Source organism: Streptomyces sp. GC420 (genome assembly GCF_009916105.1).
In the GTDB taxonomy this organism is placed as follows: domain Bacteria; phylum Actinomycetota; class Actinomycetes; order Streptomycetales; family Streptomycetaceae; genus Streptomyces.
In genome coordinates, this window is record NZ_JAAAXQ010000279.1 from 1 (window position 1) to 11301 (window position 11301).

An 11301-nucleotide genomic window follows, 5' to 3' on the forward strand; every position below is an offset into this window, starting at 1 on the left:
CGCCGGGCCGCGCGGGGACGCGGAAGTGCACCGGATGCGCCGGGTGCGCCGGCGGGGCGGGGACGCCCCGGCGGGCTCAGATGCCGAGCGAGGGGAACACCACGGCTTCCAGGTAGCCGCGCATGAACGCCTGAGTCAGCACCCGTCCTTCCACCAGCTCGCACGCCACGAAGGCGCCGACCAGCATGTGGGGGACGAACGCCAGGGCGGGCCGGTCCGCGCCGACCTCGCCGCGGGCGACGGCCCGCCGCAGCATCTCGTTGAGTCCGTTGAGCTCGGGGTCGATCAGCAGGTCCCGGAAGGCCCGCATCAGCTCGGGGTTGTCGTGGGCCGCGTGGACCAGCCCCCGCATGAGCGCCGAGTTCTTCTCCATCTCGGCCTCGTCCGTGTGCGCCACCATCCGGTACAGATCGCCGCGCAGCGAGCCGGTGTCGATCTCGGTGACGCTGCCGCCCGGTTTGTGGTGCCGCAGCGTGCGGACGACGAGCTCGGCCTTGCTCCCCCACTGGCGGTAGAGGGTGGCCTTGCTGGACCGGGTGCGGGCCGCGACGGCGTCCATGGTGAGTGCCTCGTACCCGACCTCGCGCAGCAGGTCGAGCACGGCCCCGTACAGCTCGGCCTCACGCTCGGGCGTGATCCTGCTGCGGCGGGTGGGAGCTTCCATGACCACGGAGCCTACCCCTTCCGAACGAAACTGTTTCGTACACTTCCGACGCCTGAAGGCTAACCGAGGTTCTATGGAAACGAAACCGTTTCGTACGTGTCCTGGGTCACCCGGTGCCGGACACCGGTTCCGGACACCTGTTCCGGCCATGGCTGCCCGCCTGCGGGCCCCCGGCGCGGCCCCGGCCGCGGGTCACCCTCCGCGAGCCGCCGGTCACGGTCGCGATCCGTTCCGCCAACCGAGTTGCCGCGGCCCACCCACGCGGAAAGCATTGGGGAGTGAGCGATGCCAGCGAAGTACGCGAGAAGTCGACCACCGGCCGCACGACGACCACTGGCCCCACGACCGCCGACGATCGGGCGCCCGCCGACGATCGGGCGAGCACCGACCCGGCGAGCACCGACCGGGCCGGCGCCGACGCGGCCTATCTCCGGTTCCCCCATCTCCACGGCGAACTGCTCTGCTTCACCGCCGAGGACGACCTGTGGGTCGCCCCGCTGGCCCCCGAGGGGCACGACCCCGCCCGGGCCTGGCGGCTGACCGTCGACCGGACCCGGCTCGGGCACCCGCGCTTCTCGCCCGACGGCCGGCACATCGCCTATACGAACTGGCGCAGCCTGGACCCCGAGATCCATCTCGCGCCCGTCGACGGGGGCCCTGTCCGCAGGCTGACCTACTGGGGGGCCGTCGACACCCGGGTCTGCGGCTGGACGCCGGACGGCAACATCCTCGCGGTGGCCTCCCACGGCCAGCCGTTCTCCTACTTCTCCTGGGCCTACAGCGTCCCCACCGACGGCAGCCCCGGCGGCAAGCTCCCCTGGGGGCCGGTCTCCGACATCGCCGTCGCCGACCACGAGGGTTCCTCCGGAACCGAGCGGCGCACCCTCCTGCTCACCGGCAAGCCGCCCCACGAGCCCGCCGCCTGGAAGCGCTACCGCGGCGGCGCCACCGGCCGGCTGTGGCTGCACGGCACCCGGCTGCTGCCCGACCTCGAAGGGCACCTGGACTGCCCCATGTTCGTCGGCGACCGGATCGCCTTCCTCTCCGACCACGAGGGCATCGGCAACCTCTACTCCTGCCTCCCCGACGGCTCCGACCTGCGCCGGCACACCGACCACGACGACTTCTACGCCCGGCACGCCTCCAGCGACGGCCACCGGGTCGTCTACCAGTGCGCCGGCGAGCTGTGGCTGGTCGACTCGCTCGCCCCGGACTCCGTGCCGCGCCGCCTCGCCGTCAGGCTCGGCGGCCCGCGCGCCGGGCGGCGCCCCTACCAGGTGCCCGCGGGCAGCCACGTGGGCGCGCTCTCCGTGGACGCGACGGGCCGCGCCAGCGCCGTCTCCGTGCGCGGCAGCCTGTACTGGCTGACCCACCGGGACGGCCCGGCCCGCACCATCACCGACACCCCCGGTGTCCGGGTCAGGCTCCCGGAGATGCTGGGAGCCACCGGGCAGACCGCGTACGTCACGGACGCCGAGGGCGAGGACGCCATCGAGATCGCGTACCTGCCGCGGGCCACCGGCGACAGCCCGCCGCGCCGACTGGCGGCGGGCCGGCTCGGCCGGGTGCACGAGCTGGTCTCGTCGCCCGACGGCGAACGGCTGGCCGTCGCCTCCCACGACGGAAGGCTGCTGCTCGTCGACGCCACCGAGGACGGCGAGGGCGAGGTCACCGAGCTCGTCCGGTCCGTCAACGGGCCCGTGAACGATGTGGCGTTCTCCCCCGACTCCGCCTGGCTCACCTGGTCCCACCCCGGCGTCGGCAGGTCGCTGCGCCAGATCAAACTGGCCCGCATCGGCGGATCCGGCGGCCACACGATCGTCGATGTCACCAACGGCCGTTTCGAGGACGAGAACCCGGTCTTCACCGCGGACGGCCGCTACCTCGCCTTCCTGTCCTGGCGCGGCTTCGACCCCGTGTACGACGTGCACACCGGGGACCTGTCCTTCCCGCTGGGCTGCCGCCCCTATCTGGTGCCCCTGTCCTCCGCGACCCCCTCCCCGTTCGCGCTGCTGCCGGACGGACGGCCGGCCGCCGGCGGACTGGACCCGGAGGCGGAGGACGGCGCGGAGCAGAGCGACGGCACCGTCACCGTCGAGGTGGAGGGGCTGGAGAGCCGGGTGACGCCGTTCCCCGTCACCGCGTCGAAGTACTCCGCGCTGCGCCCGGTGCACGGCGGCGGACTGGTCTGGCTGCGCTGGCCCATCTCCGGCGCGCTCGGCGAGACCTTCGCCAACCCCGCCGACACCTCGGGCCGTCCCACCCTCGAATACTTCGACATCACCAAGGCGAAGAAGACCGAACTCGTCGAGCACCTGGACTGGTTCGCGGTAAGCGGCGACGGCACCCGGCTGGTCGTCGTCGACGAGGGCGAACTGCGGGCCGTCCCGGCCACCGAACGGGGCGACAGCGACTCGACGGTCTATCTGGACCTGCGGCGAATCCTCCACCATGTCGACCCGGCCGCCGAATGGCGGGGCGCCTACGACGAGGCGGGCCGCATCATCCGCTCCTACTTCTGGGAGCCGGACATGTGCGGCATCGACTGGGACGGCGTACTCGACCAGTACCGTCCGCTCGTCGAACGGGTCGCCTCCCCCGACGAGTTCGCGGACCTGCTCCGGGAGGTGCTGGGCGAACTGGGCACCTCGCACGCCTACGTCACCGCGGCCCGCCGCAACGAGGGACCGGCGCACTACCAGCGCGCCCAGGGGCTGCTCGGCGCCAACCTCGTCCCGCGCGACGGCGCCTGGACGGTGCGGCGGATCCTGCCCGGCGACTCGTCCGACTCCAAGGCCCGTTCACCGCTGGCCGGTACGGGCATCAGAGAAGGCGCCGTCCTCACCCATGTCGACGGCCGCCCCGTGGACCCGGTCACCGGCCCCTACCCGCTGCTCGCCGGGTCCGGGGGCACCACGGTCGAGCTGACGTTCCTCCAGGAAGGGGGCGAGGGCCACGCCCGCCGCGTCGCCGTGGTCCCGCTCATCGACGACCGGCCACTGCGCTACCAGGACTGGGTCGCCAAACGCCGCGACGTCGTACGGGAGTTGAGCGGAGGCCGCTGCGGCTACCTGCACATCCCCGACATGGGCGGCTCCGGCTGGGCCCAGTTCAACCGCGACCTGCGGATGGAGATGTCCCGGCCCGCCCTGATCGTCGACGTGCGCGGCAACGCGGGCGGGCACATCAGCGAACTCGTCGTGGAGAAACTGACCCGCAAGATCCTCGGCTGGGACCTGACCCGCAACGCCCAGCCCGTCAGCTACGCCTCCAACGCGCCCCGCGGCCCGGTCGTCGCCCTCGCCGACGAGGCGACCTCCTCCGACGGAGACATGATCACCGCGGCGTTCCGGCTGCTCGGCCTCGGACCGGTCGTCGGCCTCCGCACCTGGGGCGGCGTCGTCGGCATGACCGGCCGCCACCGCCTCGCCGACGGCACGGTGATCACGGTCCCGATGAACGCCGCCTGGTTCGACGAGTACGGCTGGGGCATCGAGAACCACGGCGTCGAGCCCGACTACGAGGTCGAGCGCACTCCCCTCGACTGGGCCGAGGGCCGCTACGCCGTGCTCGACGACGCGGTCCACCTCGCCCTCGAACTCCTGGAGCGGCGGCCGGCTTCCGTGCCGCCCGACTACTCCGCCGTCCCCGACCTCCGCCGCCCCAAACTGCCGCCGCGGGGCGGCAGCTGACGGGCCGAAGGAGCGGCGGACTTCGAGGTCCGCCCCCGGGAGCATGACCGAAGGGCACATCCGGGGTTGGCTGCCGGTTGTGCCCTTCGGTGCACGGGGGTACGTCGCTGACGCCGGTCAGGGCGCCGGCAAGGACGCACGGTCAGATGGTGTCCTCGTAACGCTCGCGCGCCTCCTGGGCGTCACGGGCGTCCTGCTCGTCCATCCGCGCCCGGCGCTCGGCCTCCGTCTCGTGCCGCTCGCCCTGCGGGCGGCCGGCGCGCTGCTGCTCCGGCCTGCCGCTCTGCCGACCGCCCTGCCGACTCTTGTCGCGGGCCTCCTGCGCCTTCTGCTTGCCCTGGCGCCGCAGGTCGTCGGCCGCGTCCTGGAACTGGTCCTTCATACCCATGCTGGTCCACTCCTCGTTGGGTGACGGGATGGGGCTCGACCAGACTGGCATGCGGCCACATTCCACGCATTTCGATCAGTAACGGTCAGTGACTGCCCGCGCGTTCCTGCTCGTCGGCGGCGCCGCCCGCCCCCACGAGGCCCTTCCGCACACCGGCCAGGCGGGGTTCGAAGCGCCGCATGTCACGCTTCCCCAACGTCGCGATCATGCCGGGCAGATAGCCGCGCACGGACTGCATGCCGCGCAGCCACCACTGCGCGTACACGTGCGGGGAGCGCCGTTCTATGCCGTCCACGATCCGGTCCACGGCCGGGCCCAGCGGATAGGTGCGGTTGGTCGGCCAGGGCAGCCGCTGCCGCAACTCCCTCATCACGTCGTCCTGATCGGCGCCGCGCACCATGTCCGTGTCGGTCCAGGAGAGGTAGCCGACCCCCACGCCGACGCCCTTGTGGGCGAGTTCGGCCCGCAGGCTGTGCGCGTACGCCTCCACACCGGACTTCGAGGCGCAGTACGCGCTCATCATCGGCGCCGGGGTGAGGGCCGCGAGCGAGGCGATCTGGAGCAGATAGCCGCGCGACTCGACGAGGTGGGGCAGAAAGGCACGGGCCGTGACCGCGCTGCCGATCAGGTTGACCTCGATGACCCGCCGCCAGGCCTCGGGGTCCGAGCCGGTGAACGGACCGCCGCTGGCCACACCGGCGTTGGCGACCACGATGTCGACGCGCCCGAAGTGCTCCTTCACCTGCTCGGCGACCACCGCCAGCGCCTCGTGGTCGGTGACGTCCGCGTACCAGTGCCGGCTCTCGGTGTGCAGCCGCTCCGAGACCCGCTTCAGCTCACCCGGTTCGAGGCCGACCAGCGCCACGCGGACGCCGCGGGCCGACAGTTTGCGGGCGAGCAGTTCGCCCACCCCGCGCGCGGCTCCGGTGACGACCGCGACCTTCCCGTCGAGGGAGACCCTGCTCATACGACGTCCTCTTCCCTGGCTTCCGTGGCTTCCGTGGCTTCCGTGGCTTCCGAGATGTTCGTGGTCCGTGCGGTTCGGGTGGTCTTCACGGTCGTCGCGCCTTCCCCGGCCGTACGGGAGGCGGCGGCCGGGGCGGCGGCGACGTACGCGCCGACCAGCCGCCGGATCTCGGCCGTGACCGCGTCCGGCGCCTCCACCGGGGTCATGTGCCCGATGCCGGCGAGCTCGGTGAGGCCCACGCAGTCGGGCAGCGCCTCGGCGATCTCGCGGGCGAGCACCGGGGGTGTCAGCCGGTCCGCCGTCCCGCAGAGCACCGCGGCCGGCATGGTCAGCTTGCCGACGTTCCGGGCCAGTTCCAGCTCCGCGAGGACCCGCGACCAGCCGTACCTGACCATGCGCGGGCAGGCGTGCACGATGCGGGCACACGCCTCGACCTGCTCGGGCGAGGAGCCGGGCGCCATCGTGGCGTACTTCAGGATCTTCTTGCCGAGGGGCGTGACCGGCCCCAGCGGGGCGCGCGAGCTGAGAATCGCGCCCGTGACACGCGTCCGCACCCGCCCCGCGCGCAGCGGCACCACCGTCGACTCGGCCACCAGCCGTGAACTGCCGGTGCTGCACAGCAGGACGGCGGCGGCGTGCTCCCGCACCCCGGCCCGTTCCGCCGCCGCCATCAGCGTCATCCCGCCCATCGAGTGCCCGGCGATCACCGCCCGTTCGCCGGGCTCGAGGGTGGCGGCCAGCACGGTGTCCAGGTCGTCGGCGAGCGCCTCGGTGCTGTACCCGGCGGGCCCCGCGGGCGCGGGGCTGCGCCCGTGCCCGCGCTGGTCGTAGACGACGACCCGGTGGCCGGCGGCGAGTTCGGTGACCTGCCGGGCCCAGAAGGCCGTGGAGCAGGTCCAGCCGTGGACGAGGACCACGGCCGGCGCGCCCTCGGGGCCGTGCACCTCGACGTGCAGCCGCGAGCCGTCCGCGGAGACGGCGCTCAGCTCCCGTGCCGGGGCGGGCGGGGCGTAGGGCCCCGAGGTCACGTGGGTCAGTCGGCTCATCGGGCTGTCTCCTCGGCGTCCTGGTTCGTACGGGCGGCGGGCACCTGTGCGGGCATCTCCGCGGGCACCGCGGCGCGTGCGGGGCTGCCCACCGTCCCCGGTGGCCGCAGCAGTTCGTACTCGGCGAGGTCGACCCGCCGCGTCTCCTTGCGGAACTCGCCCGTCGTACCGGGCCATACGGTGGTGTTGCGCCCGTTGGCGTCCAGGTACCAGCTGTCGCAGCCACCCGTGTTCCAGACCGTGCGCCGCATCCGCCGCTGGATGTGGTCGGTCCAGCGCTCGACGGCCGCGGGGCGGGCGTCGAGCGCGGCCCGGCCGCCCAGCACGTCCAGCTGCCGCATGAAGTCGGCCATGTAGTTCAGCTGGGACTCGATCATCAGGATCATCGAGGAGTTCCCGAGGCCGGTGTTGGGCCCGATGATCGTCATCCAGTTGGGGAACCCGGCGGCGGAGGCGCCGCGCAGGGCCGCCATGCCGTCCTTCCACGCCTCGGCGAGGGTCTGCCCCCCGGCGCCCACCACCCGCTCGGCGATCGGCATGTCGGTGACGTGGAAGCCGGTGCTGAAGATGATGGCGTCCACCTCCGTCTCCGTACCGTCGGAGGCGACCAGCGTCGAGCCGCGCACCTCGGCGAGGCCGGAGGCGACGAGGTCCACGTTGGGCCGGGCCAGGGCCGGGTAGTAGGCGTTGGACAGCAGGATCCGCTTGCAGCCGATGCGGTAGGAGGGCGTCAGCCTCGCCCGCAGCGCGGGGTCCTTGATGTGTTTGTTGATGTTGGCCTTGGCCAGTTTCTCGACCAGGCCGAGCTCACCGGGATGCTTGACGAAGGCGCCGACCTGGAGCTCCCGGATGCCCCACAGCAGACCGCGGCGCACGGTCGTGGTGGCCGGCAGCGTCCGGTGCAGCCAGCGCTCGGCCGCGGTGATGGGCCGGTCCATGCGCCGCATCACCCACGCCGGGGTCCGCTGGAACAGGGTCAGCCTGCCCACCTCGGGCTGGATGGCGGGCACGATCTGGATGGCGGAGGCTCCGGTGCCGATGACGGCGACGCGCTTGCCGGCCAGGTCGTAGTCGTGGTCCCAGCGGGCGGAGTGGAAGACCTTCCCGGGGAAATCGGCGATCCCCGGGATGTCGGGGATCTTGGGGTCGGACAGCGGTCCGGTGGCGGAGACGACGACGTCGGCGGTGAACCTGCCCTGCGAAGTCTCGATGTCCCAGCGCAGCTCGCCGGTGTCCCAGCGCATCATCAGCACTTCGTGGTTCAGCCGCAGGTGCGGCCGCAGCCCGAAGGTGTCGGCCACCCGCTCCAGATAGGCGCGGATGTGCTCCTGGCCGGAGAAGGTGCGCGGCCAGTCCGGGTTGGGCGCGAACGAGAAGGAGTAGAGGTGGGAGGGCACGTCGCAGGCGCAGCCGGGGTAGCTGTTGTCCCGCCAGGTGCCGCCCACCGAACCGGCCCGCTCCAGAACCACGAAGTCGGTGATACCTTCCCTGCGCAGCCGGACCGCGGCACCGAGGCCACCGAATCCCGATCCGACGACGGCCACCCGTACGTGCTCGACGCGCTCGGCCATAGATCCACCTCCGCAACTCTGCCAGCGTTCACTGGCACGATGGGGAGAGTAGAGCAGCTTCGTACCCATGGGTAGGGGGCGCGCACGAGCAAGTTACTGTCGGTACGACATAGGCTTCCGGACGTGGCAGACGCACAGGACCGAGGTCGGGACCAGGACGAGGACCGGGACCGGGGTCACGAGGAGATCCGCGAATACCGCATGGCGGAGCTGGCCAAGGAGGCCGGCATCTCGGTGCGCACTCTTCGCTTCTACCGCGAGCGCAAGCTGATCCCGCCGCCCCGCCGCGAGGGCCGCATCGCCTGGTACAACGACCACCACCTCGCCCGTTTGCGCACCATAGGCGCCCTCCTTGAACGCGGCCACACCCTCAGCGGCATCGCCGAACTCGCCGAGGCCTTCGAGAACGGCCGCGAGGTCGGCGACCTCCTCGGCCTCGGCGCCCCCTCGGAGGAGACCCCGGTCCGCCTCACGCCCGAGGAACTCGCCGACCGATTCCACGGCGAGGTAACCCCGGAGAACCTCGCCGCCGCCCTCGACCTCGGCTACGTGGCCGTCGACGGTGACCATCTGGTCCACATCAGCCGGAGGCTCCTCGACATCTCCGCCGCACTCGTCCAGGAGGGCGTGCCGCTCGCCGCCGTCTTCGAGGCGGGCATCCGCGTCCGGAAACACGCCGAGGCCGTGGCCGGCATCTTCGCCTCCCTGGTCCGCGCCCACGCCCCGGACAAGGACGTCGAGCGACTGCGCCCGCTCGCGAAGAGCGTGATGGAGGCGGAACTCTCCATGGCCCTCGACCGCCGCCTGAACCGCCCGGGGGACGAGCCCGGCGCGGGCGGCTGAGCGGCGGCGCCCGCGCCACACGGCAGGCTGGGCGGCGACGCCCGCACCTCACGGCCGGCTGGGCGGCGAGGCCCGCACCTCACGGCCGGTCCTTCGCCCCGGCCGCCGGGCCCGTGCGGGGCCCGGAACGGGCGCCGCGCCCCGCACCTTGCCGATCACGGCGTCCTCGGCGCTCAGCTCCACATACGGCAGGTGCCTGCCGACCAGCCCCGCGAGCGCGGACAGGCCGCCAGTCTCGACATCGGGGTCGGTGCCCAGCCGCTTGGCGGCGGCCGAGGCGACGCGGTGGTGGATCAGGCCGCGGGCCCCCAGCTCGGCGGCCACCGTCAGGGTGACGAGCACGGCGCCGGCGGTGGCCAGCACGGTTCTGGCGCGCGGGAGCGCGGCAGGCGCCTCAGGGGCGTCAGGCGCCGGGAGCGCGTGCGGAGACGGCTCCGGGTCTTCGCGGTCAGCGGTCAGCGGTCAGCGGTTCCCTCGAGGGGTTCCGTCAGCCGTAGGTGACGGTCACCGGCGCATGGTCCGACCAGCGCTCCTCGTGCGCGGCCGCCCGCTCGACCCAGCCCTTGACCGCGCGCTCCGCGAGGCCCGGCGTGGCGACCTGGAGGTCGATGCGCCAGCCGCTGTCGTTGTCGAACGCCCGGCCCCGGTACGACCACCAGGAGTACGGGCCCTCGGTGTCCGGATGCAGGGCGCGAACGACGTCGACGTACCCCGCGTCCTCGTAGACCCTCGTCAGCCAGGCGCGCTCCTCCGGGAGGAAACCCGCGTTCCTGCGGTTGGCGCGCCAGTTCTTGAGGTCGGCCTCCTGGTGCGCGATGTTCCAGTCGCCGCAGACGACGACCTCACGGCCACCGGCGGCGGCGCGCTCCTTCAGCTCCTTCAGGTACGCCAGGAACTCGCCCATGAAGCGTTCCTTCTCGTCCTGCCGCTCCGTGCCGACCTCGCCCGAGGGCAGGTAGAGGCTGGCGACCGTGACACCGGGCAGGTCGACCTCGACGTACCGCCCGCTGCCGTCGAACTCGCTCGAACCGAAGCCGGTCCTGACGCCCTCGGGCGCCCGGCGCGTGTAGACGGCCACGCCCGCACGGCCCTTCGCGGCGGCCGGGACATGAACGGTGTGCCAGCCCTCGGGCTCCCGTACCGCCTCGGGCAGCTGGGCGGGTTCCGCTCTGACTTCCTGGAGGCACAGCACGTCGGCGGAGGTGGCGGAGAGCCATTCCACGAAGCCCTTTTTGGCCGCGGCGCGCAGCCCGTTTACATTCACGGTGGTCACAGTGAGCACCAGGGCACTTTATAGGCCAGAAATTCACCTCCCCGCATCGCCGCATAGAAGTACATTGGTACGCATGAATATCCGGAACGTCCGCTTCGACCACCCCGACGCCGTCAAGCTCAACGACGAGGTGCAGCTCGAATACGCGCGGCGCTACGGCGACGAGGGCGACCTCACGCCGCTCGCCCCCGAGCACTTCGACCCGCCGCACGGAATCTTCCTCATCGCCTACGACCGGCTCGACCGCCCGGTCGCGACCGGCGGCTGGCGCTCGCAGGAGCGCAACGACGAGGGATACGCCGACGGAGACGCCGAGCTCAAGCGGATGTACGTCGTCCCGCAGGCCCGCGGCCTCGGCCTGGCCCGGCGCATCCTGGCCGAGCTGGAGGAGCGGGCACGGGCTGCCGGCCGGAGCCGGATGGTGCTGGAGACCGGTACCGCGCAGCCCGAGGCCATCGCCCTGTACGAGTCCAGCGGCTACCTGCCCACGGAGAAGTTCGGCTACTACCGGGAGTACGAGAGCAGCCGGTGCTACGCCAAGCCCCTCACGGTGCCGCGCTCCCTGTGACGCTGGTCGCGAGGCGTACCCGTACCCGCACCGGTACCGGTACGGGTACGGGTACGGGTACCCGTGCGGGTACGGCTCGGGCAGGACGGGTGCGGAGCGGACAGGTGACCGCCGTACCCGGCACCCGGGCCGGCGGCAGCGCCGCACCGGAGCGAGGAGCGCGGACGCTCACTGCGACGCCGCCTCCTCCTCCCTCCGGTCCTTCGCCGCGTCCGTGACGTCGAGGAACACCTGCTCGGTCATCGGCCAGCGCCGTCCCCCACTTCCTGCACGGTGCCGCTCGCTCTCC

Annotated in this window: 10 protein-coding genes; 3 read left to right on the plus strand and 7 right to left on the minus strand. The window is 72.5% G+C overall.

Features of this window, described 5'->3' with window-relative positions:
* Positions 1 to 76: 76 nt before the first annotated feature.
* A complete protein-coding gene (locus GUY61_RS27450) occupies positions 77 to 664 on the minus strand; it encodes a TetR/AcrR family transcriptional regulator (RefSeq protein WP_166632940.1) in 588 nt (195 codons plus the stop codon).
* 455 nt (positions 665 to 1119) lie between these two features.
* Between GUY61_RS27450 and GUY61_RS27455 the strand changes: the two genes are divergently transcribed.
* Positions 1120 to 4356, plus strand: coding sequence for a S41 family peptidase (locus GUY61_RS27455; RefSeq protein ID WP_166632948.1), 3237 nt, complete (start codon positions 1120 to 1122; stop codon positions 4354 to 4356).
* A 142-nt stretch (positions 4357 to 4498) separates the two neighbouring features.
* Here the strand turns inward: GUY61_RS27455 and GUY61_RS27460 are convergent, their stop codons facing one another.
* Genes GUY61_RS27460 through GUY61_RS27475 form a run of 4 tightly spaced genes read right to left on the minus strand, consistent with a single transcriptional unit; the run spans position 4499 to position 8328 of the window.
* Positions 4499 to 4795 carry a hypothetical protein gene (locus GUY61_RS27460; RefSeq protein ID WP_166632941.1) on the minus strand — a complete coding sequence of 99 codons (297 nt, stop codon included), beginning with the start codon at positions 4793 to 4795 and terminating at the stop codon, positions 4499 to 4501.
* A 34-nt stretch (positions 4796 to 4829) separates the two neighbouring features.
* Positions 4830 to 5711 carry an SDR family oxidoreductase gene (locus GUY61_RS27465; protein WP_166632942.1) on the minus strand — a complete coding sequence of 294 codons (882 nt, stop codon included), beginning with the start codon at positions 5709 to 5711 and terminating at the stop codon, positions 4830 to 4832.
* Positions 5708 to 6757 carry an alpha/beta fold hydrolase gene (locus tag GUY61_RS27470; RefSeq protein ID WP_166632943.1) on the minus strand — a complete coding sequence of 350 codons (1050 nt, stop codon included), beginning with the start codon at positions 6755 to 6757 and terminating at the stop codon, positions 5708 to 5710. Before GUY61_RS27470 ends, GUY61_RS27465 begins: the two co-directional genes overlap by 4 nt.
* Positions 6754 to 8328 (minus strand): NAD(P)/FAD-dependent oxidoreductase, encoded by a 1575-nt coding sequence (locus GUY61_RS27475; RefSeq protein WP_166632944.1) that lies wholly within the window; start codon positions 8326 to 8328, stop codon positions 6754 to 6756. The genes GUY61_RS27470 and GUY61_RS27475 overlap by 4 nt, the downstream gene beginning before the upstream one ends.
* A 201-nt stretch (positions 8329 to 8529) precedes the next feature.
* Here GUY61_RS27475 and GUY61_RS27480 point away from each other — a divergent pair, with 201 nt between their 5' ends.
* The gene (locus GUY61_RS27480) at positions 8530 to 9171 is read left to right on the plus strand and encodes a MerR family transcriptional regulator (RefSeq protein WP_166632949.1); all 642 of its coding nucleotides are present in this window, start codon (positions 8530 to 8532) and stop codon (positions 9169 to 9171) included.
* 48 nt (positions 9172 to 9219) lie between these two features.
* On the opposite strand, the gene GUY61_RS27485 is transcribed toward GUY61_RS27480, so the two are convergent.
* Together GUY61_RS27485 and GUY61_RS27490 are read right to left on the minus strand one after the other, a co-directional pair.
* A complete protein-coding gene (locus GUY61_RS27485) occupies positions 9220 to 9534 on the minus strand; it encodes a hypothetical protein (RefSeq protein ID WP_166632945.1) in 315 nt (104 codons plus the stop codon).
* A gap of 124 nt (positions 9535 to 9658) precedes the next feature.
* The gene (locus tag GUY61_RS27490) at positions 9659 to 10453 is read right to left on the minus strand and encodes an exodeoxyribonuclease III (RefSeq protein ID WP_166632946.1); all 795 of its coding nucleotides are present in this window, start codon (positions 10451 to 10453) and stop codon (positions 9659 to 9661) included.
* Between the two features lie 64 nt (positions 10454 to 10517).
* On the opposite strand from GUY61_RS27490, the gene GUY61_RS27495 reads away from it, so the two are divergent.
* The gene (locus tag GUY61_RS27495) at positions 10518 to 11012 is read left to right on the plus strand and encodes a GNAT family N-acetyltransferase (RefSeq protein ID WP_166632947.1); all 495 of its coding nucleotides are present in this window, start codon (positions 10518 to 10520) and stop codon (positions 11010 to 11012) included.
* The last annotated feature ends 289 nt before the right edge of the window (positions 11013 to 11301 follow it).

Coding starts and splice junctions, on each gene's coding strand:
- GUY61_RS27450 (WP_166632940.1), bottom strand. CDS start 664: ATGGAAGCTCCCACCCGCCGCAGCAGGATCACGCCCGAGCGTGAGGCC.
- GUY61_RS27460 (WP_166632941.1), bottom strand. CDS start 4,795: ATGCCAGTCTGGTCGAGCCCCATCCCGTCACCCAACGAGGAGTGGACC.
- GUY61_RS27465 (WP_166632942.1), bottom strand. CDS start 5,711: ATGAGCAGGGTCTCCCTCGACGGGAAGGTCGCGGTCGTCACCGGAGCC.
- GUY61_RS27470 (WP_166632943.1), bottom strand. CDS start 6,757: ATGAGCCGACTGACCCACGTGACCTCGGGGCCCTACGCCCCGCCCGCC.
- GUY61_RS27475 (WP_166632944.1), bottom strand. CDS start 8,328: ATGGCCGAGCGCGTCGAGCACGTACGGGTGGCCGTCGTCGGATCGGGA.
- GUY61_RS27480 (WP_166632949.1), top strand. CDS start 8,530: ATGGCGGAGCTGGCCAAGGAGGCCGGCATCTCGGTGCGCACTCTTCGC.
- GUY61_RS27495 (WP_166632947.1), top strand. CDS start 10,518: ATGAATATCCGGAACGTCCGCTTCGACCACCCCGACGCCGTCAAGCTC.